Source organism: Buchnera aphidicola (Mindarus japonicus) (assembly GCF_039393905.1).
Taxonomy (GTDB): Bacteria; Pseudomonadota; Gammaproteobacteria; order Enterobacterales; family Enterobacteriaceae; genus Buchnera_A; species Buchnera_A aphidicola_B.
Genome location: NZ_CP135030.1, coordinates 1 through 24,526 on the forward strand (window position 1 = coordinate 1; position 24,526 = coordinate 24,526).

23 protein-coding genes, 1 tRNA gene and 1 pseudogene are annotated in these 24,526 nt (G+C 24.9%); 18 read left to right on the forward strand and 7 right to left on the reverse strand.

Annotated elements, in window-relative coordinates:
- The 9 genes from mnmG (at window position 1) to atpC (ending at window position 8,616) form a co-directional block, all read left to right on the forward strand.
- Window positions 1-1,872 (forward strand): tRNA uridine-5-carboxymethylaminomethyl(34) synthesis enzyme MnmG, encoded by a 1,872-nt coding sequence (mnmG, locus tag RJT65_RS00005; protein ID WP_343152752.1) that lies wholly within the window; start codon window positions 1-3, stop codon window positions 1,870-1,872.
- A gap of 174 nt (window positions 1,873-2,046) precedes the next feature.
- Window positions 2,047-2,862 (forward strand): F0F1 ATP synthase subunit A, encoded by an 816-nt coding sequence (gene atpB, locus RJT65_RS00010; RefSeq protein WP_343152754.1) that lies wholly within the window; start codon window positions 2,047-2,049, stop codon window positions 2,860-2,862.
- A 47-nt stretch (window positions 2,863-2,909) separates the two neighbouring features.
- Complete coding sequence (gene atpE, locus RJT65_RS00015; RefSeq protein ID WP_343152755.1) at window positions 2,910-3,149, forward strand: F0F1 ATP synthase subunit C; 240 nt, start codon at window positions 2,910-2,912, stop codon at window positions 3,147-3,149.
- Between the two features lie 97 nt (window positions 3,150-3,246).
- Window positions 3,247-3,726, forward strand: coding sequence for a F0F1 ATP synthase subunit B (locus tag RJT65_RS00020; RefSeq protein ID WP_343152757.1), 480 nt, complete (start codon window positions 3,247-3,249; stop codon window positions 3,724-3,726).
- Between the two features lie 6 nt (window positions 3,727-3,732).
- A complete protein-coding gene (locus RJT65_RS00025; RefSeq protein ID WP_343152759.1) occupies window positions 3,733-4,266 on the forward strand; it encodes a F0F1 ATP synthase subunit delta in 534 nt (177 codons plus the stop codon).
- A 21-nt stretch (window positions 4,267-4,287) separates the two neighbouring features.
- On the forward strand, window positions 4,288-5,835 hold the full coding sequence (gene atpA / locus RJT65_RS00030; protein ID WP_343152761.1) for a F0F1 ATP synthase subunit alpha: 1,548 nt from the start codon (window positions 4,288-4,290) through the stop codon (window positions 5,833-5,835).
- 33 nt (window positions 5,836-5,868) lie between these two features.
- Complete coding sequence (gene atpG / locus RJT65_RS00035; RefSeq protein WP_343152763.1) at window positions 5,869-6,741, forward strand: F0F1 ATP synthase subunit gamma; 873 nt, start codon at window positions 5,869-5,871, stop codon at window positions 6,739-6,741.
- Window positions 6,742-6,760: 19 nt separating this feature from the next.
- Window positions 6,761-8,161, forward strand: a complete 1,401-nt coding sequence (gene atpD / locus RJT65_RS00040; protein WP_343152764.1) for a F0F1 ATP synthase subunit beta — start codon at window positions 6,761-6,763, stop codon at window positions 8,159-8,161.
- 32 nt (window positions 8,162-8,193) lie between these two features.
- Window positions 8,194-8,616 carry an ATP synthase F1 subunit epsilon gene (gene atpC / locus RJT65_RS00045; RefSeq protein WP_343152766.1) on the forward strand — a complete coding sequence of 141 codons (423 nt, stop codon included), beginning with the start codon at window positions 8,194-8,196 and terminating at the stop codon, window positions 8,614-8,616.
- A gap of 51 nt (window positions 8,617-8,667) precedes the next feature.
- Here the strand turns inward: atpC and gyrB are convergent, their stop codons facing one another.
- The 3 genes and pseudogenes from gyrB to dnaA form a co-directional block, all read right to left on the reverse strand.
- Window positions 8,668-11,109, reverse strand: coding sequence for a DNA topoisomerase (ATP-hydrolyzing) subunit B (gene gyrB, locus RJT65_RS00050; protein ID WP_343152768.1), 2,442 nt, complete (start codon window positions 11,107-11,109; stop codon window positions 8,668-8,670).
- 108 nt (window positions 11,110-11,217) lie between these two features.
- The gene (gene dnaN, locus RJT65_RS00055) at window positions 11,218-12,330 is read right to left on the reverse strand and encodes a DNA polymerase III subunit beta (RefSeq protein WP_343152771.1); all 1,113 of its coding nucleotides are present in this window, start codon (window positions 12,328-12,330) and stop codon (window positions 11,218-11,220) included.
- A gap of 5 nt (window positions 12,331-12,335) precedes the next feature.
- Window positions 12,336-13,698: pseudogene (dnaA, locus tag RJT65_RS00060) on the reverse strand (chromosomal replication initiator protein DnaA).
- 322 nt (window positions 13,699-14,020) lie between these two features.
- Here dnaA and rpmH point away from each other — a divergent pair.
- The 5 genes from rpmH to mnmE all read left to right on the forward strand — a co-directional run bounded on the left by rpmH (window position 14,021) and on the right by mnmE (window position 17,806).
- Window positions 14,021-14,167 (forward strand): 50S ribosomal protein L34, encoded by a 147-nt coding sequence (rpmH, locus tag RJT65_RS00065; protein ID WP_343152773.1) that lies wholly within the window; start codon window positions 14,021-14,023, stop codon window positions 14,165-14,167.
- A 34-nt stretch (window positions 14,168-14,201) separates the two neighbouring features.
- Window positions 14,202-14,522 carry a ribonuclease P protein component gene (rnpA, locus tag RJT65_RS00070; protein ID WP_343152775.1) on the forward strand — a complete coding sequence of 107 codons (321 nt, stop codon included), beginning with the start codon at window positions 14,202-14,204 and terminating at the stop codon, window positions 14,520-14,522.
- Window positions 14,501-14,773 (forward strand): membrane protein insertion efficiency factor YidD, encoded by a 273-nt coding sequence (gene yidD / locus RJT65_RS00075; RefSeq protein ID WP_343152778.1) that lies wholly within the window; start codon window positions 14,501-14,503, stop codon window positions 14,771-14,773. The genes rnpA and yidD overlap by 22 nt, the downstream gene beginning before the upstream one ends.
- Complete coding sequence (yidC, locus tag RJT65_RS00080; protein WP_343152779.1) at window positions 14,757-16,346, forward strand: membrane protein insertase YidC; 1,590 nt, start codon at window positions 14,757-14,759, stop codon at window positions 16,344-16,346. Before yidD ends, yidC begins: the two co-directional genes overlap by 17 nt.
- Before the next feature lie 98 nt (window positions 16,347-16,444).
- The gene (gene mnmE, locus RJT65_RS00085) at window positions 16,445-17,806 is read left to right on the forward strand and encodes a tRNA uridine-5-carboxymethylaminomethyl(34) synthesis GTPase MnmE (RefSeq protein WP_343152781.1); all 1,362 of its coding nucleotides are present in this window, start codon (window positions 16,445-16,447) and stop codon (window positions 17,804-17,806) included.
- An 11-nt stretch (window positions 17,807-17,817) separates the two neighbouring features.
- Here mnmE and RJT65_RS00090 read toward each other — a convergent pair.
- A tRNA-Phe gene (locus tag RJT65_RS00090) sits at window positions 17,818-17,890 on the reverse strand.
- Window positions 17,891-18,089: 199 nt separating this feature from the next.
- Here RJT65_RS00090 and RJT65_RS00095 point away from each other — a divergent pair.
- Window positions 18,090-18,383, forward strand: a complete 294-nt coding sequence (locus tag RJT65_RS00095; RefSeq protein WP_343152783.1) for a co-chaperone GroES — start codon at window positions 18,090-18,092, stop codon at window positions 18,381-18,383.
- 50 nt (window positions 18,384-18,433) lie between these two features.
- On the forward strand, window positions 18,434-20,080 hold the full coding sequence (groL, locus tag RJT65_RS00100; RefSeq protein WP_343152785.1) for a chaperonin GroEL: 1,647 nt from the start codon (window positions 18,434-18,436) through the stop codon (window positions 20,078-20,080).
- Window positions 20,081-20,138: 58 nt separating this feature from the next.
- Here the strand turns inward: groL and epmB are convergent, their stop codons facing one another.
- Entirely contained in the window at window positions 20,139-21,143 is a 1,005-nt protein-coding gene (epmB, locus tag RJT65_RS00105; protein WP_343152786.1) for an EF-P beta-lysylation protein EpmB, read from the reverse strand.
- Window positions 21,144-21,173: 30 nt separating this feature from the next.
- Between epmB and efp the strand changes: the two genes are divergently transcribed.
- Window positions 21,174-21,740, forward strand: a complete 567-nt coding sequence (gene efp / locus RJT65_RS00110) for an elongation factor P (RefSeq protein ID WP_343152788.1) — start codon at window positions 21,174-21,176, stop codon at window positions 21,738-21,740.
- Window positions 21,741-21,756: 16 nt separating this feature from the next.
- On the opposite strand, the gene dnaC is transcribed toward efp, so the two are convergent.
- Complete coding sequence (gene dnaC / locus RJT65_RS00115; protein WP_343152790.1) at window positions 21,757-22,497, reverse strand: DNA replication protein DnaC; 741 nt, start codon at window positions 22,495-22,497, stop codon at window positions 21,757-21,759.
- A gap of 214 nt (window positions 22,498-22,711) precedes the next feature.
- Entirely contained in the window at window positions 22,712-23,281 is a 570-nt protein-coding gene (gene rsmD / locus RJT65_RS00120) for a 16S rRNA (guanine(966)-N(2))-methyltransferase RsmD (protein WP_343152792.1), read from the reverse strand.
- 124 nt (window positions 23,282-23,405) lie between these two features.
- Here rsmD and ftsY point away from each other — a divergent pair, with 124 nt between their 5' ends.
- Window positions 23,406-24,476 (forward strand): signal recognition particle-docking protein FtsY, encoded by a 1,071-nt coding sequence (ftsY, locus tag RJT65_RS00125; protein ID WP_343152794.1) that lies wholly within the window; start codon window positions 23,406-23,408, stop codon window positions 24,474-24,476.
- Window positions 24,477-24,526: the final 50 nt, after the last annotated feature.

Consider the following 24,526-nt stretch of genomic DNA (forward strand, 5'->3'; position numbering starts at 1 on the left):
TTGTTGTTGAAAACTTATGAAGTTATTGTTATTGGAGGTGGCCATTCGGGAGTTGAAGCATCTGCAGCGGCTGCTAGAATGGGTAAAAAAACTTTATTAATTACACAAAATAAAAATTCTATTGGATTTTTATCCTGTAACCCAGCTATTGGGGGTATTGGGAAAGGGCACTTAGTTAAAGAAATAGATGCATTAGGAGGATTGATAGCAAAAATTACAGATAAATCTGGAATACAATTTAGAATTCTTAATTCAAGAAAAGGTCCAGCAGTTCGAGCTACAAGAGCTCAAGTAGATCGAAATTTATATCAATTAGAAACTAAAAAATTTTTGCAAAATCAAAAAAATTTATTTATTATAGAAGGTGAAGTAACTAATATTTTAATTAAAAACAAAACTGCTGTTGGAGTTAATGTAAATACTGAAAATATTTTTTATGGAAAATCTATTGTTTTAACTACTGGAACATTTTTAGGGGGAAAAATTTTTATCGGAAAAAAATGTTCCGAAGGTGGTCGGATAAATTCTTTTTCTTCTAAATTTTTAAGTGATAAATTAAAAGAATTTTCTTGTTTTTATGGAAGATTAAAAACTGGAACACCTCCTCGTTTAGATGCAAAATCAATAAATTTTTCAAATTTATTAGTTCAGAAAGGGGATAAACCAGTACCTTTTTTTTCTTTTATTCATAAAAATATTAAACATCCTCAGCAGATATCTTGTCATATTACACATACAAATGAAAAAACACATTCGATAATTCGATCAAATATTTCAGAAAGCCCAATGTATAATGGATCGATTAAAAGTATAGGACCACAATATTGTCCATCTATTGAAGATAAAGTAGTTAGATTTTCTCATAGAACTAAGCATCAAATATTTTTAGAACCTGAGGATTTATCAAAATCTACTATTTATCCTAATGGAATTTCTACCAGCTTTCCTTTATCCATTCAGAAAAAAATTATTTCTTCAATATGCGGATTAGAAAATGCAAAGATTTTGGTTCCCGGATATGCAGTTGAATATGATTTTTTTGATCCTAGAAATTTAAAACTTACTTTAGAAAGTAAAGTAGTTCATGGTTTATTCTTTGCAGGGCAAATAAATGGAACAACTGGATATGAAGAAGCAGCTGCTCAAGGATTATTAGCAGGATTAAATGCAGCATTATATTCTTCTGATTTAAAAGGTTGGTTTCCTAGAAGAGATCAAGCATATTTAGGGGTGTTAGTAGATGATCTTTGTACTAAAGGAGTTGTAGAACCTTATAGAATGTTTACATCTCGTGCAGAGTATAGATTACTGTTAAGAGAAGATAATGCTGATGTAAGATTAACAAAAATCGGAAAAAAATTAGGATTAATCGATTCTTTTCGCTGGAAAAAATATAATGAAAAGTTATTGTTAATTGATTCTGAAAAAAAACGTTTAAAAAAAATTATCGTTAATTTAGACTCTAATGAGTCTTCTAATTTAGAAATGATTTTAAATAAAAAGTTAAGAAAAAATAGCACAGGTATAGATTTATTGAAAAGACAAGAGATAAGTTATGAGTTATTAACTTCTTTAAAATGCTTTTCTCCAGGTATAAAAAACAAGCAAGCTTCAGAACAAATCGAAATTCAACTTAAATATGAAGGTTATATTAAACGTCAAACAGAAGAGATTAATAATCAATTGTATTATGAAACCATGTCTTTACCATTAAATTTAAATTACAAAAATATTTGTAGTCTTTCAAATGAAGTAATTGAAAAGTTAAATAGGTATAAACCAATGACGCTTGGTCAAGCATCTAGAATTTCCGGAATAACACCTGCAGCAATATCTATTTTATTGATATATCTAAAAAAGAATAATATATAAAAAAAATAAAAAAAAAGTTTTATAAAATAATTTTTTTTTAAATTTTTTTATAATTTTTAATATAAATATATAAGAAATGTGTATTTTATACAGATATAAATACAAATTTTATTTTTCTGAAATATATTTCATAAACATTAAAGAAGAATTTTCCCAAAAGGAAAAAATTTAAAGATGAATTTAGAAAAAATAGTTAATCCTAAAGATTATATCTTACATCATTTACGTCATTTACAAATGGATATACGTACTTTAAGTATAGTTGATCCAGGAAATCCTCCTTCTGTCTATTGGATTATAAATATTGATACAATAATTTTTTCATTTTTTTTAGGTATATTTTTTTTAGGAGTTTTTTATCAAGGAACTAAAAATGTTCAAAGCATACCTACGAAATTACAAGTTTTAATTGAATTTATTATTAATTTTATCAATAAAAATGTAAATGATGTTTATTGCTTCAAAAATAAAATAATAGCTCCGTTATCTTTAACGGTTTTTATTTGGATTTTTTTAATGAATGCAATGGATTTAATCCCTATAGATTTTTTTCCTTTTATTAGTAAGTTTTTTTTAGGGGTACCTAATTGTAGAATTGTACCTTCAGCAGATATTAATGTAACATTATCAATGTCTGTCGGAATATTTTTACTTGTAATCTTTTACAGTTTAAAACATAAAGGTATATTAGGTTTTTCTAAAGAATTATTTATGCAACCGTTTAAGCATCCTTTATTTTTTTTGTTAAATTTTATTTTAGAAAGTATAAGTTTACTTTCTAAGCCTATTTCATTAGCATTAAGGTTATTTGGAAATATGTATGCTGGAGAAATGATTTTTATTTTAATTTCAGCATTAATTCCGTGGTGGTTTCAATGGTTTTTAAGCGTTCCCTGGGCAATTTTTCATATTTTAGTAATTCTATTACAATCTTTTATTTTTATGGTTTTAACTATTGTTTATTTATCAATGGCTTTTAAAAAACATTAAAATTTTTACTTTAAAAAATGTTATATAAAATATATAGGAGAAAAATTATGGAACATATGAATATGGACATGTTATATTTTTCTGCAGCAGTAATGATGGGTTTGGCAGCTATAGGGGCTGCAGTAGGGATTGGAATTTTAGGTGGAAAATTTCTAGAAGGAGCAGCTAGACAGCCAGATTTAATTCCTTTATTAAGAACACAGTTTTTTGTTGTTATGGGTTTAGTGGATGCAATTCCAATGATTGCTGTTGGAATAGGTTTATATTTACTATTTTCAGTAGCATAAATAGTTGATATATTTTTTTAAATACATGTATTCGATAGTATATATTTTATTTGATAACTAAAATATTAGTTTTATAGAATATAAAAAGGAAAGTAATGTGAACCTAAATGCAACGTTTTTGGGTCAAACGATTTCATTTATTTTTTTTGTTTGGTTTTGTATGAAATACATATGGCCTCCAATTATTAAAGTTATTGAAGAAAGAAAAAAAGAAATTGAAAATGGTTTAATTTATACAAAAGAAGCAAAAAAAAAGCTAGATTTAATGAATAAGAATGAAAAACAGGAAATTATTTTTGCGAGAAAAAAAGCAGAGATTATACTAAAAAAAGCATATGATGAACAAGTAAAAATTTTAGAACTTGCCAAAAAAAAAGCAGAAATAGAAAAAAATAAAATTATTGCTATGGCCGTTTTAAAAATAGAAATTAAACGAAAAAAAATTTTTGAAGAATTAAAAAATAATGTAGCTACATTAGCTATTTCTATAGCGGAAAAAATTATCCTTCAGTCTATTGATAGATCAGAAGGTAATAATATTACAAAAAAATATATTTCAAATTTGAAAGGAGAATAATAATCTATGATTAATGCGGATACAATTTCTCGTCCGTATGCAAAAGCTATTTTTAAACTTTCTATAGAAGAAAATTGTATTAATTATTGGGAAAAAAAATTATTTTTTTTTTCCAAAATATCAGAATCAAAAGAAATTAAAAAAATTCTTTTAAGTAATTATTCTTATAAATATATAAATAAAGTGTTTATTACTGCTTATGGAAAAAAATTAAAAAAAAATGAAGAAAAATTAATTTATTTGTTAGCGTTTAATAAACGTTTGATTTATTTAAAAAATATTTTTTCTTTCTTTTTAAAATATAAAAATAAATACGAAAAAAAGCTTTATGTTAGCATTATTTCTTCAAAAAAATTATCCAACTCTGATATTAGTCAGATTTCAAATATTTTAAGAATAAAATTTTCTAAAAATATTATTATAAATACGGTTATAAATATGTCCATTATAGGAGGTTTAATAATTAAAATTAACGACATCATTATTGATGGTTCTATCTGCACTCATTTAAAACAATTAAAAAGCATTTTACGTGCTTAATATTTGAGAGAAAAATAGTATATGGAATTAAATTCTACTGAAATTAGCGAATTAATTAAAACAAGAATTGCTAATTTTAAAATTTGCAATATTACTGAAAATGAAGGAACGATAATTACGGTAAGCGATGGAATAATTCAAATTTACGGACTTTCTAATGTTATGCAAGGAGAAATGATAAAAATATCTAATCAACAATATGCTATAGCTTTAAATTTAGAAAGAGACGTCGTAGGTGCTGTCGTATTAGGAGATTATTTAGAAATTACTGAAGGAATGAAAGTTAGAAGTATAGGAAAATCTTTAGAAGTTCCTGTAGGAAAAAATTTTTTAGGAAGAGTAGTTAACGCATTAGGAGATCCAATAGATGGAAAAGGAAAAATTATTTCTTCTTCTTTTTTACCTGTAGAAACTAATGCACCTGGAGTGATTGATAGGGAATTTGTTAATGAACCCATACAGACAGGATATAAGGCAATAGATACTATGGTTCCTATTGGACGTGGACAAAGGGAATTAATTATTGGAGATAGACAAACTGGAAAAACAACATTAGCAATAGATACAATTATTAATCAAAAAAACTCAGGAATTAAATGTATTTATGTAGCTATTGGGCAAAAATTTTCAACAATTGTTAATGTTGTAAAAAAATTAGAAGAACAAGATGCATTACAAAATACTATCGTTATAGTAGCTTCTGCATCAGAAGCTCCTGCTTTGCAATATTTGGCTCCTTATTCAGGATGTGCAATGGGTGAATATTTCAGAAATAAAGGAGAAGATGCATTAATTGTTTATGATGATCTTTCGAAACATGCAGTTGCTTACCGACAAATTTCTTTATTGTTAAAACGTCCTCCTGGTAGGGAAGCATTTCCAGGAGATATATTTTATTTGCATTCAAGATTATTAGAAAGATCGGCCCGTGTTAACGTTAATTTTATAAAGAAAAAAACCTTAGGAAAGGTTAAAAATAAAACTGGTTCTTTAACAGCATTGCCTATTATTGAAACACAAGCGGGAGATGTTTCTTCATTTGTTCCTACAAATGTAATATCAATTACTGATGGACAAATTTTCTTGGAAACTAATTTATTTAATAATGGAATTAGACCTGCTGTTGATCCAGGAATATCTGTTTCCAGAGTAGGTGGTTCTGCTCAAACAAAAATTATAAAAAAACTATCTTCTGGAATACGAACTGCATTGGCTCAGTACAGAGAATTATCTGCTTTTTCTCAGTTTTCATCAGATTTAGATGAAATTACTCGCAGTCAATTGTTATATGGACAAAAATTAACAGAATTATTAAAACAAAAACAAAATAAACCTATTTCTATTGCTGAACAAGCTTTAATTATTTTTTCAGCGGAATTTCATTATTTAGATGATGTTCCTTTAGAAAAGATTTCTTCTTTTGAAGAATCGTTATTAGATTATTTTAATCGTTTTCATTCTAAACTAATAATTAAAATTAATAAAACCGGTGTTTATGATGAAAAAATAAAAAGTACATTTATAGATATAATTCAAAACTATAAATGTAAAAGAACTGATTTATTTTAAATAATAATAATTATTGTTCATAGAGATTATTACATGGCATGTAAAAATGAAATACGTTATAAAATAGAAAGTGTTAAAAATACAAAAAAAATTACTCAAGCTATGCAAATGGTTTCTTTTGCTAAGATGAGAAAATCTAAAGAAAAAATGTATGCTAGTCGTCCATATTTAAAGACGTTATCTCAAATTATAAATAATGTTTTAGAAAGTTCTTTAGAACATCAGCATACATATTTTAGTAAAAGAAAAGTTAAAAATATTGGTTGGATTATTATATCTACTGATAGAGGTTTATGCGGTAGTTTAAATACTAATTTATTTAAAAAAATTTTAATTCAAATGAAAAAATATTCTAATAAAAATATTTCTTCTAACATTTGTATTTTTGGTTCTAAAGCGTTTTCATTTTTTAAATTTTTTAATGAAAAAATAATTTCAAAAACTATGAATATAGAAGAAAAGTCTATATATATACAATCTATAAAGCCTATTAAAAAAATGCTAGATGAATACAAATCAGGAGGCATAGAAAAACTTTATTTAGCTTTTAATTTATTTAAAAATAGTATGTTTCAAATTCCTACAATATCTCAATTATTACCATTAAATTTTAAAAAAAACAATAGTCAAAAAATAAGTAAATGGGATTATTTATATGAACCTGATTCAATAACTTTATTAAATACATTGTTAGAAAGGTACATTGAATTTCAAGTGTATCAAGCTATTGTAGAAAATGCAGCTAGTGAACAAGCGGCTAGAATGTTAGCAATGAAAACAGCAACAGAAAACAGCGATGATTATATCAAAGAACTACAATTATTATATAATAAGGTTCGTCAGAGCAGTATTACACAGGAATTAACTGAAATTATTTCTGGAGCTTCTTCAGTTTCATCAAATTAAAAAAGTTAGAGATCTAACCATGACTATCGGAAAAATTATTCAAGTTATAGGTGCTATCGTTGACGTGGAGTTTTTGCAAAATGAAACGCCTAAAATTTATCACGCTTTAGAAGTAAAAAAAAATAATAGTACATTGATTTTAGAGGTTCAACAGCAGTTGGGAGGAGGAGTAGTTAGAACCATAGCAATGGGAAATTCTGATGGACTAAAACGAGGTACTTTGGTTAAAAATTTAAAACATTACATTCAAGTTCCTGTTGGAAAATCAACACTAGGAAGAATATTAAATGTTTTAGGTAAACCTATAGATAAACAAGGTCCTTTAGTAGATATTGAAAATGATCCAATAGAATATTGGGATATTCATAGAGCTCCACCTTCTTATGTTGAACAGTTAAGTTCAAAAGAAATATTGGAAACAGGAATTAAAGTAATTGATTTAATTTGTCCTTTTGCAAAAGGAGGGAAGGTAGGTTTATTTGGAGGAGCTGGAGTTGGAAAAACTGTGAATATGATGGAATTAATTCGAAATATTGCTATAGAACATTCAGGATATTCAGTATTTACTGGTGTAGGTGAGAGAACTAGAGAAGGTAATGATTTTTATAATGAAATGAAAGATTCTAAAGTTTTAAATAAAGTTTCGTTAGTTTATGGACAAATGAATGAACCACCAGGAAACAGATTGAGAGTTGCTTTTACAGGACTAACGTTAGCTGAAAAATTTAGAGATGAAGGAAAAGACGTTTTATTATTTATAGATAATATTTATAGATATACTTTAGCTGGCACAGAGGTTTCTGCTTTATTGGGAAGAATACCTTCAGCGGTTGGATATCAACCTACTTTATCTGAAGAAATGGGAAAACTACAAGAACGAATTACATCAACAACAAAAGGTTCAATTACATCAGTACAAGCAATTTACATTCCAGCAGATGATTTAACAGATCCGTCTCCAGCTATTACATTTGCACATTTAGATTCTACAATTACATTAAGTCGACAAATTGCTTCTTTAGGAATATATCCTGCTGTTGATCCATTAAGTTCAACTAGTAGACAGTTGGATCCAACCATAGTAGGCGTAGAACATTATAATGTTGCTTGTTCGGTTCAAAAAATGTTGCAAAGATATCAAGAGTTAAAAGACATAATCTCTATTCTTGGAATGGATGAATTATCAGAAAAAGATAAGTTGTTAGTGACACGAGCAAGAAAGATTCAAAGATTTTTATCTCAACCTTTTTTTGTAGCTGAAATTTTTACAGGTTTTTCTGGAAAATATGTTTCTTTAAAAGAAAATATTTCAGGGTTTAAACAAATAATAGAAGGAAAGTGCGATCATATTCCTGAACAGGCATTTTATATGGTAGGAACAATTTCAGAAGCAATTGAAAAATCAAAAAAATTTAAATAATTTTTTAAAAAAATAATCTTTGGATTTTTATTATGGATTGTCAATTAGAAGTAGTGAATATTGAAAAAATAATTTTTTCTGGGTTGATCAAAAAAGTAAAAGTTTCCGGAATAGAAGGAAATTTATGTATTTATCCTAATCATGCTCAGTTATTGACTTTTATACAGCCGGGTTTATTATCGATTACTGATATAAAGGAAAAAATAGAAAATTTATATATATCAGGAGGAATTTTAGAAATTCAACCAAAAAAAATATCTATTTTAGCAGACTCTGTAATTAGAGTGATTGATTTAGATCGTCAACATATACTAAAAAACAAAAAAGAGTTACAAAAAAATATTAGCAATAACGTTGTTTTAGAACAACAATCGAAAATCATTAAAAAATTGTCAGAAGAAATAGCTAAATTAAAAGTAATTGAAATGATGGAAAAACCTAAAAATAGAAATTAAAAAATATTTCGGCAGGTTTTTCCTGCCGTTGTTTAAAATAAATAATTTATATTAAAAATCTATATGACTTACATATAGAGCATTTTTTTCTATAAATTCTCTTCTTGGTTCTACAGCATCACCCATAAGAGTACTAAATATTAAATTTGCATTTGTAGCATTATTTATTAAAATTTTAGACATGTTTCTAGTTTTCGGATTCATCGTTGTGTTCCACAATTGTTCTGCATTCATCTCTCCTAATCCTTTATATCGTTGTATGAACATTCGACTTTTATTTTTTTTAAGTAAGATCTCCCAGTTTTTTTCAAATTCTGAAAAAAAATATTTTTCTTTTTCTTTTAAAATATATCCTTTTTTTATAATTAATAAGCTAAAAATTTTTCCTAAGTTGCTAATATTTTGATAATTGTAGCTTTTAAAAAAATCTTCTTTAATTTTAAAATTAAAAGACTTTTCTTTTGAATCACATTTTAGTAATAAAAAAAAATTTTCTATTTTTGATTTAACATTAATGTTTAATAAAGAATAAGTTTCTTTAAATTTTTTATTTAATTCCTTTGTTAAATGTAATGTCCAATTTTTGATATTTTTCTTGTTTTTAAAATCAGATAGAATAGGATGGTAAATTAATTCGTTTAAAAAATTTTCAGGATAATCATTTTCAATATTTTTAATCGATTTTTTTGCTTTATAATATAAAAATACTATTTTTTTTAAGGTCTTAGAACCCAATAAATTTTTTTTATAAACTGAAACAATTTTTTCATTATTTTTTATTTTTTCTTTAGAGAATAGTTCCATTCCTTTTAAAGTTGTTTGTATTTGGTAATCTTTCATTTCTTTTTCATCTTTTAAATAAGATTCTTTTTTCCCTTGTTTAATTCTATATAAAGGAGGTTGAGCAATATATAAATGTCCTCGAGTAATTAATTCTGGCATTTGACGAAAAAAAAAGGTTAGTAATAAAGTTCGAATGTGAGAACCATCTACATCAGCATCTGTCATTATAATAATACTATGATATCTTAATTTATCAGGATTGTATTCGTTTTTTCCTATTCCACAACCTAAAGCGGTAATTAGAGTTGCTATTTCCTGAGAAGAAAGCATTTTATCAAATCTTGCTTTTTCAACATTTAATATTTTTCCTTTCAAAGGTAAAATAGCTTGATTTCTTCGATTTCTACCTTGTTTAGCAGATCCTCCTGCAGAATCTCCTTCTACTAAGTAAATTTCTGATAAAGCAGGATCTCTTTCTTGGCAATCAGCTAATTTTCCAGGTAAGTCAGCAATTTCTAAAGCTCCTTTTCTTCGAGTCATTTCTCTTGCTCGTTTTGCGGCATTTCTTGCTCTAGCTGCGTCTATAATTTTATTTACTATTGATTTTGCATCAATTGGATTTTCCAATAAATATTCTATTAAATATTCATTCATTAATGATTCAACAACAGATTTTACTTCTGAAGAAACTAATTTATTTTTTGTCTGAGAAGAAAATTTTGGATCTGGAACTTTTATAGAAATAATAGCCATTAATCCTTCTCTAGCATCTTCTCCAGTAGTGTTAACTTTATTTTTTTTTCCATATCCTTCTTTGTCTATATATGAATTCAATGTTCTAGTAATTGCTGCGCGAAATCCAGCTAAATGAGTTCCACCTTCCTGTTGAGGAATATTATTAGTAAAACAATATATATTTTCTTTAATTCCATTATTCCATTGTAAAGCGACTTCTACAATAATTTTTTCTTTTTTTGCAGAAAAATAAAATATTTTTGGATGTATTGGTTTTTTAGATAAATTCAATAGTTTAATAAAAGCTTTAATACCTCCTTTATATTGATATAAATCTTTTATAGAATTTCTATTATCATTTAAAAAAATAGTAATTCCTGAATTTAAAAAAGAAAGCTCCTTTAGTCTTTTAGATAAAATTTCATATTTAAATTCGGTGATATTGCTAAATATTTTATGACTAGGCCAAAATCTAATATAAGTTCCAGTATCTTTAGTTTTTCCAATAGAAGTTAGTTTATTTTTAGGTATACCATTACAATAAATTTGTTTATAAATTTTTTTATTTCTGTAAATAGTTAGTTCTAATTTTTCAGATAATGCGTTTACAACAGATATCCCTACTCCATGTAATCCTCCAGAAATTTTATAAGAATAGTTATCAAATTTTCCTCCAGCATGTAACATGGTCATGATTACTTCTGCTGCTGAGATTTTTTCTTCAGGGTGAATATCTATGGGTATACCTCTTCCATCGTCTTTAATTGAAACTGAGTTATCTAAATGAATAGTAACAATAATTTTTTTACAGTAACCAGCTAAAGCTTCGTCAATTGAATTATCAACTGCTTCGAATACCATATGGTGCAGTCCTGTCCCATCATCTGTATTTCCTATGTACATACCAGGTCTTTTTTTTACAGCATCTAATCCTTTTAAAATTTTAATATTTGATGAATCATAATTATTTTTCATTAATTTTCCTGATAAATTGAATTAGTATAAAAATTTTTTAATAAAAATATAAATTAATTTAATTAAGTATTTTAAATAATATAAGTTTTATTTTTTTAAATATAAATATTATAGACGTAATGGCATAATTATATAGTGAATAGAGAACTCATCTTTTTCTTTAATTTGAACACTAGTAATTGGATTAGAAAATAAAAGAGAAATATATTTCTTTTCTATAACATTTAAGATGTCTATTAAAAAATTAATATTAATAGATATTTTTATGTCTTCTTGTTGATAGTCAGTATTTATTATAGCTTTTGCTAATTCATCTTTTTGATTAGTAGTTATTAACTTTATCTTTTTATATGAAATGTAAAAAGTTACACTAGAAAGTCTTTCGTGAGACAATATTGAAACTCTAGAAAGAGCTTCTTTTAATTCAATTGTATTAACATTAACTGAAGTATTATTTTTTGTAAGCAATATGTTTTTGTAACTTGGAAAACTTCCTTCAATTATTTTAGTTATGAATGTTATTTCTTCTAGTTTTATTAAAACATTTTTTTTTCCAATAAAAATTATTAGTTTTGAATCTAGATTATCTATTAAATGTATTAATTCTATTATTCCTTTTCGAGGAATAATTTTTGAAAATTTTACAGATTTTGGAATTTCTTCTATAATTACACTTGAAGCGATAGCCATACGATATCCATCTGTAGCTATTACTTTGCATTTATTTTTATTAATTTTAAATAACACTCCATTTAAATAGTATCTAATATCTTGATTTCCCATACTAAAATAAGTATAAAGTAACATTTTTTTAAATAATTTTTTAGAAATTGAAATTTTTGATATACATGTAAAATTCAAAATTTTGGGGAAATTTTCTACTGATGAAGTTGATAACATAAAAGAACAATTTTCAGTATTGATAAATAATTTCTTTTTTAATAGAGTAATATTTAATAATGTTTTTTTAGGAAGTTTTCTGCAAATATTTAATAGTTTTCTTCCTGAAACAAGAATCTCTCCCTTTTCAAAAACTTTAATCTCTTTAATTTTAATTGTAATTTCAATTTCTAAATTAGTTGCAGTTAACAAAAGAATATTTTCTTTGTTAATTTTTAATAAAACATTTGAAATAATTGGAAAAGATAAATTTTTAATTAATATTCCATTAATTTTTTGTATTGGTTTTATTAAAAAATTTTGATATATAGAAAATTTCATAATTATTATGAAGATAATAGTTTAATTAAGTTAGAAAAGTCTTCTTTTATAGAATACGTATGTTTTTGAAGTTGATATATTTTTTTACAAGCATGTAATACAGTAGTATGATCTCTTCCTCCAAATGCTTCACCAATTTCTGGTAGACTATGATTTGTTAATTTTTTGGCAATCATCATTGCCATTTGTCTAGGTCTGGTAATAGACCGAGAACGTTTTCGAGATAAAATATCAGATATTTTTATCTTATAATATTTAGCAACTGTTTTTTGAATTTTTTCAATAGTTATAATTTTTTTTTGTAATTCAAAAATATGGCGTAAAGCATCTTTTGCAAAGTCAATTGTAATCATTTTACTGCTAAATTTTGCATTAGCAATGATGGTATTTAAAGCGCCTTCCAGTTCTCGAATATTAGATTTTAATTTTTTAGCTATAAAAAAAGCTACTTCATTTGGTAAATAAACATTTTTTTCTTCTGCTTTTTGCATAAGGATGGCTACTCTTGTTTCTAATTCTGGTGGTTCAATAGAAATTGTTAATCCCCAGCTAAACCTTGATTTTAGTCGATCTTCTACTCCTATAATTTTCTTAGGGTAACGATCAGAAGTTAATATTATCTGTTGGTTTTTATCAAAAAGAGCATTAAAAGTATGAAAAAGTTCTTCTTGTGATCGTTCTTTATTTGCAAAAAATTGTATATCGTCAATTAATAATGTATTTACAGAACGATAATATGTTTTAAACTTTTCAATTTCATTGTTTTTTAATGCTTTCACCATATTTTGAACAAAAGATTCTGAGTTCATATAAATTACTTTTGCATTATAAGAATTACTCAGAATGCTATTTCCTACAGCATGTAAAAGATGTGTTTTACCTAATCCTGTTTTTCCATATAAAAAGAGGGGATTATATGACTTACCTGGATTTTTAGCAATTTGAAAAGCTGCAGCTCTTGCTAATTGATTGGATTTACCTTCTATAAAATTTTTAAAACTATATTTACTATTAATTTTACATGTTTTAGAAAATGAATAAAAAGAAGAATAAATATCCCATTTTTTACGAATAAAAAAATTTTCTTTATTATTTATTTTTTTTTTTTAATTTTATGGTAACGTTTTTTTTAGTTATTTTAAAATTTAATATAGGAGAATTATTTTTACAAAGATTATTTAATAACTGATGCAAAATTTTTAAATATTTATCTTTTACCCAGTCTAGTACAAATCGGTTAGGAGCATGCAGTTCTAATATATTATTTTTTAATTTTGCTTTTAAAGGTCGTATCCACATACTAAATTCTGTAGGAGATAATTCTTCCTGTAATTGAATAAGACATTTTTTCCAAAGTAAAAGGCACATAAGGTAAACTTCTCGCATGTAAGATACAATAAAAAGATATTTAAAATTGTAAAACATTTATAAAAAAATTTTTATTAATAAAATTTTTTTTGTAAAGATTTTTTTATATTTATTTTTAAAAAAAAGAAGAATATGTATTTTTAGATAAGTAAATTATTTTTTTATGTTAAAAAAATATTTTTTTTGCTAAAATTAATTAATTTAAAATTTATAAAAAGATAATTGACTCTGTATTTTATAATTATTATTCTTTAGTATGAAATACTTTAATCAGCATATAATATATGTTTATATCTATAATTTTAACAAGTAAGGATTAATAATGAAAAGAACATTCCAACCATCTATTCTTAAACGTAATCGTTCTCATGGTTTTCGTTTTAGAATGAGCACAAAAAATGGTCGTCATATTTTATCACGTAGACGTTCTAAATTAAGAGTTCGTTTAACTATATCTTCTAGGTCATAAAAAAAAAGTGATTAAATATTTATTTAAAAAAAAAATGAAATTATTAAATTCTTTTGAATTTGAAAATGTTTTTCGTAAACCTTTTCATAAAGTTGAAAATTCGAAAATAATAATATTTAGTTGTTCAAATTTTTCAGAAGTCCCTAGATTAGGAATTAGTATAGCACGGAAACAAATAAAACTATCTCATGAAAGAATTAGAATTAAAAGATTAATTAGAGAAACATTTCGTTTATCGCAATATAAATTAGTAAAAATGGATTTTGTTGTTATAGTAAAAAAAGAAGTTATGTTTTTTAAAAATAATTTATTAAATAAAATTTTAAGGAATTTATGGTATCGTCATTATCAATAGTCTCTCGAATTTCAATATATTTAATATATATTTATCAATATTTTATTAGTTATTTGATTTATCCATCATGTAGATTTTATCCAACGTGTTCAGAATATGCTAAAATTTCAATATATCGATTCGGATTATTTAGATCTATTTTTTTGATCACAAAAAGAATTTGTAAATGTCATCCTTTACATACTGGTGGTTTTGATAGTGTTCCAATTTATAATAAGGAAGTAAAAAAACATCATGGATCTACAACGTAACTTTTTTATTTTTCTATTTTTTATTTTATCATTTTTTCTTTGGAAGGAATATAAAAAAGAAACTTTCATTCAACCAGAAGTAAGTAAAGAGAAAATGCATGTATCTAATTTTATTAATTATAAAGATGAAATTTCTAATAGTATTAGAATTAAAACAGATGTTTTATCTTTAAAAGTAAATATGAGAGGAGGAGATATAGTTCAAGCAAATTTAAATAATTATAAAAAAGATTTACATTCAAGAGAATCTTTTCAATTATTATATACTAAACCATCATTTTTATATCATGCTAAAAGTGGTTTAATAGGTAAAGATGGAATAGATAACTTTAGTGTTAACGAACGACCTATATATCAATCGAATAAAAGAACATTTGAATTAGAAAAAGATAAAACGGAGTTAAGAGTTCCAATATGGTTTCTTTCAAAAAAAAACATTTTATATAAAAAAACGTTTGTTTTTAAGAAAGGAAAATACGATGTTTATATGGATTATGATATATTGAATTTAAGTAAAAAAAGAATAGAAATGCAATTACTTAATGAATTACAGCAAAATGCAAATATTCCAAAAACTCAGCAAAATAAATATAAGCAAAATTTAATGCTTCATACTTTTAGGGGAACGGCTTATTCTTCTATTCAAAATAAGTTTAAAAAATATAAATTTGAAGATATTGTAAGTAATAAACAACTTAAATTAAAAACTAATAGTGGTTGGATAGCAATGGTGCAACAGTATTTCAGCACTGCTTGGATACCTAAAGAAAAAGATATTATTGATTATATATATACTTTTAAATCAAAGAAAAATTTAGTCAACATAGCTTATATATCTAAAAAAATTTATGTTAATCCAAATACTCATAAAAAAATTAGTTCAATATTATGGATTGGTCCTGAAATTCAAGATCAGATGAGATTAGTCGCTCCTAATTTAGATTTAACTGTAGATTATGGTTGGTTATGGTTTATTTCTCAACCATTATTTCAATTATTGCGATGTCTACATTTTTTAGTTGGAAATTGGGGAGTTTCTATTGTGTTAATTACATTAATTATTAAATTATTAATGTATCCTTTAACTAGAGCTCAATATAAATCTATGATAAGAATGAAAAAAGTACAGCCTAAAATTGACATTATTAAGGAAAAATTTAGTAATGATAAAAAGAAATTAAGTCAAGAAATTATGAGGTTGTATCAAAAAGAAAAAATTAATCCTTTTGGAGGATGTTTTCCTGTATTGTTGCAAATGCCAATTTTTTTAGCTTTATATTATATGTTAACCTCTTCTATAGAATTAAGGCATGCTCCTTTTTTATTATGGATTTTAGATTTGTCTTCTTACGATCCTTATTATATTTTACCTATATTAATGGGTTTATCTATGTTTTTAATTCAAAAAACATCTTTGAATGATATTTCAGATCCAATACAAAAAAAAATAATGTATCTAATGCCTTTTATATTTATTTTCTTTTTTTTATGGTTTCCTTCTGGATTAGTTCTTTACTATATTTCTAGTAATTTAATTACTATAATTCAACAAAAATTAATTTTTAATAATTGATTAAAAAATAAGAATTCAATTTCTTACTTAAAGAATAAGTATTATTTTTAATAAATTTTATTTTTAAAAAAAAAATATTTTTTGAGAGAATGTTTTATATGCTAAAAACAGATACAATTGTTTCACAAATTACTCCAAAAGGAAAATCCGCGATTGGAGTTATACGCGTTTCAGGAATTAACACAAGAAAGGTAATTTCAAAAGTATTAAAAAAAAAAATTAAACCAAGGTATGTTTATTACGTAAATTTTTTTGATAAAAAAAACATTATTTTAGATAGTGGTATAGCAATATGGTTTGTATCACCAAATTCATTTACAGGAGAAGATGTATTAGAATTACATAGTCATGGGAATCCAATAATCTTAAATTCTATTATTGAAAGAATTATTTCAATAGACGGAATAAGAATAGCAGAACCAGGAGAGTTTTCAAAAAGAGCATTTTTAAATGGAAAAATTGATTTAGTTCAAGCAGAAGCAATATCAGATGTGATTAACGCACAGTCTCGCCATGCTGTTCAAGCATCTTTAAATTCTTTAAAAGGTATTTTTTCAAGATATATTAAAGATTTAATAAAATTAATATTAAAATTATGTGTTCATATAGAAGCTGAAATTAATTTTTCGGAAGAAGAAAACATTACTTTAGATTTTAATATTAGTTATCAACTAAGAAATATATCTTTAAGTTTTTCAAAATTTAATAAGTTTTCGATAGAAAACAATACTGAAAAAGAAGCAGTTCGAGTAGTTATTGTTGGTCATCCTAACGCAGGAAAATCTAGTTTATTCAATGCCTTAGTTCTTGAAGATCGATCAATAGTAACTGACATTTCTGGAACCACTAGAGATGTAATTTATGAAAATTTATTAATAAATGGAACAAATGTTAAAATAGTCGATACAGCTGGGCTGCATGATTCTAAAGATAGAGTTGAAAAAATTGGAATTCAAAAAGCATGGGAAGAAATTAAAATTGCAGAATATATATTTTTTGTTATAGATGCAAATCTAAACATAGAAATACAAAAAAAACATTTTGAAAAATTTATTTTTTCTTTATCAGATAATTCAAAGAATATTATAATTATTTTAAACAAAATTGATCTTGTTAAAAAAAATAAAAAATTATTTACTTCTAAAAAACATTTAGTAATAAAAATATCTGTTAAGAAGGATATTGGAATTAACTTAATTCAAAAGATATTAAAAGAAAGTATTATTTTTTATGGAAATACAGAAGATAAATTTTTAGCACGTTTTCGTCATATAAGTGCTTTAAAAATTGCTAAAAAACAGTTTATTATAGCAAGAAAAAATTGGAATAAGCAAAAAAATATCGAACTATTAGCAGAAGATTTAAAAATAATTCAAAATACATTAAATAAAATTACTGGAAAAATAACTTCCGATGATGTATTAAAAAAAATTTTTTCTGAATTTTGTATTGGAAAATAATTTTTAATATATGCCCGAAGGCGGAATTGAACCACCGACACGGGGATTTTCAGTCCCCTGCTCTACCGACTGAGCTATTCGGGCTATAAAGTATTTAAACATTATTTGGATACTTATGTCAAATATTTTATAAATATCTTATCTTTAATTAAATAAAAATGAATACCCCCCTTGAAAATTTCTTTATTCATCCCTATATCAATTATAGGAAACTTGTTAAAAAATTTAATTTTTTAATAAAAAAAAATTAATTTTTTTGAATTTTTAAAGGAGAAGTAAAAAAATGAAAATTCGTCCATTACATGATCGTGTTATAATAAAAAGAAATGAAGTTGAATTAAAATCAGCAGGTGGAATTGTTTTAACTGGTTCTGCAGCTGGAAAATCTACTAGAGGAACAATTACAGCGGTAGGTAATGGAAGAGTGTTAGAAAATGGAAAAGTAAAACCTTTAGATGTAAAGGTCGGAGATGTAGTAATTTTTAATGAAGGATATGGAGCAAAAACTGAAAAAATTGATAATACAGAGTTATTAATTTTAACAGAGAGTGATATTTTAGCAGTTGTTGAAGAGTAAAGTTAACCAACATATTTACTGATAAAACACTTACTTAAGGGAAATTTCTAATGGCAGCTAAAGATGTAAAATTTGGTAATGAAGCTAGAGTTAAAATGCTTCGCGGAGTAAATGTATTAGCAGATGCAGTTAAAGTAACTTTAGGACCAAAAGGTAGAAATGTAGTACTAGATAAATCTTTTGGAGCACCGAGTATTACTAAAGATGGTGTTTCTGTAGCTCGAGAAATTGAATTAGAAGATAAGTTTGAAAATATGGGTGCTCAGATGGTAAAAGAAGTAGCATCTAAAGCTAATGATGCTGCGGGAGATGGGACAACAACAGCAACTTTACTAGCTCAAGCAATAGTTAATGAAGGTTTAAAAGCTGTTGCTGCAGGAATGAATCCTATGGATTTAAAAAGAGGAATAGACAAAGCAGTAATTAGTGCAGTAGATGAATTAAAAAAAATGTCAGTTCCTTGTTCTGATGCTAAAGCAATTACTCAGGTAGGAACTATTTCTGCTAATGCTGACGAAAAAGTTGGTTCATTAATTTCAGATGCTATGGAAAAAGTAGGAAATGATGGAGTAATTACTGTTGAAGAAGGAACAGGATTACAAGATGAACTAGAAGTTGTAAAAGGAATGCAGTTTGATAGAGGTTATTTATCTCCTTATTTTATTAATAAATCTGAAACAGGAATCGTTGAATTAGATAATCCATATATTTTAATGGCAGATAAGAAAATATCTAATATCAGAGAATTATTACCTCTATTAGAAGCAGTAGCTAAATCAGGAAAACCAATGTTAATTATTTCAGAGGATTTAGAAGGAGAAGCATTGGCTACATTGGTAGTAAATTCTATGAGAGGAATTGTTAAAATTGCAGCAGTAAAAGCTCCAGGTTTTGGGGATCGAAAAAAATCAATGTTACAAGACATTGCTGTATTAACAGGTGGAACTGTTATTTCTGAAGAATTAGCAATGGATTTAGAAAAATCAAGTTTAGAAGATTTAGGACAAGCAAAAAGAGTAGTTATAAGTAAAGATACGACCACAATTATTGGTGGTGTCGGAAATAAAGAATCAATTAAAAATAGAATTAATCAAATTAGACAAGAAATCTTTGAAGCTACTTCTGATTATGACAAAGAAAAATTAAATGAAAGACTAGCTAAATTATCTGGTGGTGTTGCAGTATTAAAAGTAGGTGCAGCAACAGAAGTTGAAATGAAAGAGAAAAAAGCACGTGTAGAAGATGCTTTACATGCTACTCGCGCAGCAGTAGAAGAAGGAGTTGTTGCAGGAGGAGGCGTAGCTTTAGTAAGAGTAGCAGAAAAAATTTCTGGTATGTTAGGTCAAAATGAAGATCAAAATGTAGGAATTAGAGTAGCATTAAGAGCTATGGAAGCTCCATTACGTCAAATAGTTTCTAATTCAGGAGAGGAACCATCTGTTGTTACTAATAATGTTAAAGATGGAAAAGGAAATTATGGATATAATGCAGCAACAGATGAATACGGGGATATGATCCAGTTTGGAATATTAGATCCAACAAAAGTAACTCGTTCAGCATTACAATATGCTTCTTCAGTAGCTGGTTTAATGATTACTACAGAATGTATGGTAACTGATTTACCAAAAGAAGAAAAATCTGATATAGGTGGCGGTGCACCAGCAGGTGGAATGGGCGGAATGGGCGGAATGATGTAATTTTTTTTAATAATTAATTCTTTTCTCCCTAAATATTATATATTTAGGGAGAGTTTTTTTAATAATTTATATCAATTGGAATTTTACTATATTTATTAGGTTGTTCTAAAACTAATTTTGGGACTAAAAACCCAGAAATTTTTTTCATTAAGTTTTTTATAATAAATTTTGCTTTTGATGTAGTAACATAAAAGTGATTAGTTCCATAAACAGGATCTAGCATGTGTAAATAATAAGGAATGATATTAGCATCAAATAATTTATTGCTTAATTTTAATAGGGAGGTTGTATTATCATTTATCCCTCGAAGTAGAACCGTTTGATTTAGCAAGAAAACCCCTGTTTTTTTTAATAACTTCATGCTTTCTTTAACTTCATTATCTATTTCTTGAGCATGATTTATATGTGTTACAAATAAAACTTTAATTTTTATTGATTGTAAAATTGAACATAGTCTATTTGTAATTCTAGAAGGTATTACTATTGGTAATCTAGTATGAATTCTAATTCTTTTGATATGTTTTATTTTTTGAATTTTTTTTAATAACCAATTTATTTCTTCATCTTTAGCCATTAAAGGATCTCCACCAGATAAAATTATTTCTTTTAAATTTTTATTTTTTTTTATGTATTCTAAAGAAAGAGTCCAATTTTTTTTATTTCCTGAATTACTTTCATACGGAAAAAATTTTCTAAAACAATATCTACAATTAATTGCACAATTAGTTTTTACTAATAATAAAACTCGATCAGTGTATTTTTTAATTAAACCAGGAACTATAATATTTTTTTTTTCTTCTATAGGATCTTTATTGAATCCTGGAGAACTAAAAATTTCTTGTTTTTTAATTAAAACTTGTAATAATAAAGGATCTTTTAAATCGTTTTTTTTCATTCTTTTAGCGAATTTTATGGGGACTCGTAATGGAAATAATTTCCATATTTTATTTTCTTTTTGAAAATCAGTATGATTTTTGATATTTAATAAATTAAATAATTTTTTTGAAGAAGTAATGACTTGAGAAAGTTCATTAATCCATAATTCTTTTTTTATATTCTTCATTTTTTTTAACTATTTTTTAAAAAGGAAAATATGACTACATATAATAGTAACTATTTTAGATCTGGATTAAAAATTATTTTTGATAAAGAACCATACATTATAGAAAGTAGCCAATTTGTTAAACCTGGAAAAGGGCAATCTTTTGTTAGAGTAAAGTTAAGACGATTATTAACAGGAAAATTAATAGATAAAACTTTTAAAGCCACAGATACATTAAAAAGTGCAGATGTTACAGAAATAACTGTTTCTTATTTATATAATAATAGAAAATTTTGGTTTTTTATAAATAAAAAAACATTTGAAGAGGTTTTTGCAACAAAAAAGGTATTAGGAGAGTCCATAAAATGGTTGGTTGAGCAAGCTAGTTGTTTGGCAACATTATGGAATAATGAAGTAATTTCAATAACTTTAAGTAATTTTGTAGAATTAAAAGTAATGGAAACAAATCCTGGTTTGAAAGGAGATAGTGTAAGTACAGCTACGAAAAAAGCTAAATTAATTACTGGAGCTATTATTAGAGTTCCTCTTTTTATTAAAGAGGGTGAAACAATCAAAGTTGATACTAGGTCAGGAGAGTATGTGGGGAGAGTTAGATAGGTTTTATAACTGAGAATCAATATTCATTACCTTGAACATGTTTTCTATAACTGTTCCATTCAAAAGTTAACCATAAACTTTTTCCTAATTTCATTCGATCAATTACTCTTTCTCCTAATAATAATTTCATTCCTCTATGATCTAAATTCGATAACATACCAGTAGATTTTTTAGAAGAAGATCTTCTATCGACGATTTGATTGATAATTACTTTTTCATATCTGGATTCTGTTTGCATTCCTATTTCATCTATCATTAATAGATCTACACTGCTTAATTCATTTAATAAGCGTTCTTCTGTCATTGTAGTATTTCCATTAAATGTACTTTTTATATTTGACATTAGATCTGCTACAGTTACAATGAGTACACTTTTTCCATTTAAAATTAAATAATTTCCGATTGCTGAAGCAAGGTGGTTTTTTCCTGTTCCTGGTCTTCCTGAGAAAATAAAGCTAGCTATACTAGAGTGAAATTCTTCAGCATATTTTCTTGTTGCTTTGACAACTTTTAAATGTCCTTCATGTTCAATTTTATAATTTTCAAAAGAACAATTTATATATAGTTCTTTTATTCCTGATCTTCCAAGTATTTTTTGCATTTTCATCGCTTTATTTTTTCTAATAATTGATTCAGAATCTATTTTTCCTTGTGCTTGATTCCAATTAAGTAAATCCATTTCATTTTTAAATTTTGGTTGAATATGATTAGGAATTAATTTTTTTATTCTTTTAAAAATATTAGTATAGTTTTTCATAAAAATCTCAATGATTTGTTTAAAAAAATATTTAAAGTATTTAATATATAATTTTTTAAAAATTAGGTTGTATATATTACTAATTTTTTTAATATTTAATATTTTTAAAGATGATTTTTTTTAAAATTATTATATTTTACCATTTTTTTTAAAAAATTAATAAGTGTATTTAATAAAAATAAAACTTTACTTAAATTAATTTTTAATTAAAGATTTATATCTTTTTTTTTATATAAAGAAAATATTCGTTATTTTTATTTTTTGTATTTTTTTTTAATATCCAACTTTTTGGGATGTTTACAAGATTATATTTTTTTGATTTTTCTATATAAACAATAGAACTAGGTTTTATCCAATTATTTTTTTCTAATAAAGAAATTGCTTTTTGTAATAAATTTGATTTAAAAGGAGGATCTAAGAATATTATATCATAAGGAATTCCTTTTTTTTTTAACCATTTTAAAGCATCAATTTTAATTGCTGATATATTTGGTATATTGAATATATTTTTATAAATATAAGAAATGATCATTTTATTATTTTCTAATAATAAAACTTTATTTGCTCCTCTAGATATAGCTTCTATTCCTAATGCACCGGTTCCTGCAAAACAATCAAGACAATTAGAATTTTTAATGCTGTCTCGTAACCATTCGAATAAAGTCTCTCTTTTTTTATTAGTTGTTGGTCTATTGTTTAAAGTTTCTTTAACTTGTAAGAGTTTTTTTTTTAAAAAACCTCCAATAATTCTAATTCTTTTTTTTTTATAAGATTTTTTCTTCATAAAATATATAATTTATTTATTTTTATATAATTAAAGTTATTAATATATGATAATATTTATATGTTATAAATCAAAATATTTTTTATAATAAAAAAATATTTTATATTTTTTGATTGGTTAATTTATGTTAAATAAAAAAAGAAATAGCTTTTTTTCCTGGTTTAAGAAAAAAGTAAATAATGATAATACAAGTGTTGTAAAAGATTTTAAGAAAAAAAAGAAAAAAACTTGTTTTTCTTTAAAAATTAAAGATAAAGATAATTTAATTAATATTAATAAAAAAAAATCAGATCGTTCTATTTTAAAAATATTTAAAAATTGTTTAACGAAAACAAAAATAAAGTTTCAAGATGGAATAAAAAATATTTTCTTTTCAAAAAAAAATATTTTTTATTTAGAAGAATTAGAGGAACAATTGTTATTAGCTGATGTAGGTAGTGAAACCACTAATGAAATTATAAATAAAATAAAAAAAAAGATAAATTCTTTTAATCAAAATAATAATGAATATTTATATAGTTTATTAAAAGAATACATGTTAAAAATTTTAACTAAAGTAAAAAAACCAGTAAATATAAATGTAAAAAAGCTTTTTATTATATTAATAGTAGGAGTTAATGGAGTAGGGAAAACTACTACTGTTGGAAAATTAGCATATTTTTATAAAAATATAGGGAAATCAGTTAATATAGTAGCAGCAGATACTTTTAGAGCAGCAGGAATAGAACAATTACAAATTATAGGTAATAAGTATTCTATACCCATAATTTTTGAGAAAATAGGAGCTGATCCAGCTTCAGTAGTTTTTAATGCTGTTCATTTAGCCAAAAAAAATAAAATAGATATTTTAATTATCGATACAGCGGGAAGATTGCATAATAAAATTCCATTAATGGAAGAATTAAAAAAAATTAAACGAGTAATAAAAAAAATAGAGAATATTATTATTGATCAAACAATAATAGTACTGGATGCTTCGATTGGTCAAAATAGTATAAAGCAAGTAGAATCTTTTAATAAGTATTTAGGATTAAATGGTATTATTTTGACAAAATTAGACGGAACTTCTAAAGGAGGAATTATTTTTAATTTAGCAAATACTTTTAAAATTCCTGTTCAATATGTAGGTACAGGGGAAAAAATAACAGATTTATCTTGTTTTAAAAGTACAGAATTTGTTAAAGAAATTTTTTAGTTTTTTAAAAATATTTAAAAAAATTTTAGTCTTTGATTTTTTTAAATAAT

Coding starts and splice junctions, on each gene's coding strand:
- groL (WP_343152785.1), top strand. CDS start 18,434: ATGGCAGCTAAAGATGTAAAATTTGGTAATGAAGCTAGAGTTAAAATG.
- atpE (WP_343152755.1), top strand. CDS start 2,910: ATGGAACATATGAATATGGACATGTTATATTTTTCTGCAGCAGTAATG.
- RJT65_RS00025 (WP_343152759.1), top strand. CDS start 3,733: ATGATTAATGCGGATACAATTTCTCGTCCGTATGCAAAAGCTATTTTT.
- yidD (WP_343152778.1), top strand. CDS start 14,501: ATGGTATCGTCATTATCAATAGTCTCTCGAATTTCAATATATTTAATA.
- dnaC (WP_343152790.1), bottom strand. CDS start 22,497: ATGAAAAACTATACTAATATTTTTAAAAGAATAAAAAAATTAATTCCT.
- epmB (WP_343152786.1), bottom strand. CDS start 21,143: ATGAAGAATATAAAAAAAGAATTATGGATTAATGAACTTTCTCAAGTC.
- atpB (WP_343152754.1), top strand. CDS start 2,047: ATGAATTTAGAAAAAATAGTTAATCCTAAAGATTATATCTTACATCAT.
- rpmH (WP_343152773.1), top strand. CDS start 14,021: ATGAAAAGAACATTCCAACCATCTATTCTTAAACGTAATCGTTCTCAT.
- atpC (WP_343152766.1), top strand. CDS start 8,194: ATGGATTGTCAATTAGAAGTAGTGAATATTGAAAAAATAATTTTTTCT.
- efp (WP_343152788.1), top strand. CDS start 21,174: ATGACTACATATAATAGTAACTATTTTAGATCTGGATTAAAAATTATT.
- ftsY (WP_343152794.1), top strand. CDS start 23,406: ATGTTAAATAAAAAAAGAAATAGCTTTTTTTCCTGGTTTAAGAAAAAA.
- atpG (WP_343152763.1), top strand. CDS start 5,869: ATGGCATGTAAAAATGAAATACGTTATAAAATAGAAAGTGTTAAAAAT.
- rnpA (WP_343152775.1), top strand. CDS start 14,202: ATGAAATTATTAAATTCTTTTGAATTTGAAAATGTTTTTCGTAAACCT.
- RJT65_RS00095 (WP_343152783.1), top strand. CDS start 18,090: ATGAAAATTCGTCCATTACATGATCGTGTTATAATAAAAAGAAATGAA.
- mnmE (WP_343152781.1), top strand. CDS start 16,445: ATGCTAAAAACAGATACAATTGTTTCACAAATTACTCCAAAAGGAAAA.
- yidC (WP_343152779.1), top strand. CDS start 14,757: ATGGATCTACAACGTAACTTTTTTATTTTTCTATTTTTTATTTTATCA.
- atpA (WP_343152761.1), top strand. CDS start 4,288: ATGGAATTAAATTCTACTGAAATTAGCGAATTAATTAAAACAAGAATT.
- atpD (WP_343152764.1), top strand. CDS start 6,761: ATGACTATCGGAAAAATTATTCAAGTTATAGGTGCTATCGTTGACGTG.
- dnaN (WP_343152771.1), bottom strand. CDS start 12,330: ATGAAATTTTCTATATATCAAAATTTTTTAATAAAACCAATACAAAAA.
- rsmD (WP_343152792.1), bottom strand. CDS start 23,281: ATGAAGAAAAAATCTTATAAAAAAAAAAGAATTAGAATTATTGGAGGT.
- gyrB (WP_343152768.1), bottom strand. CDS start 11,109: ATGAAAAATAATTATGATTCATCAAATATTAAAATTTTAAAAGGATTA.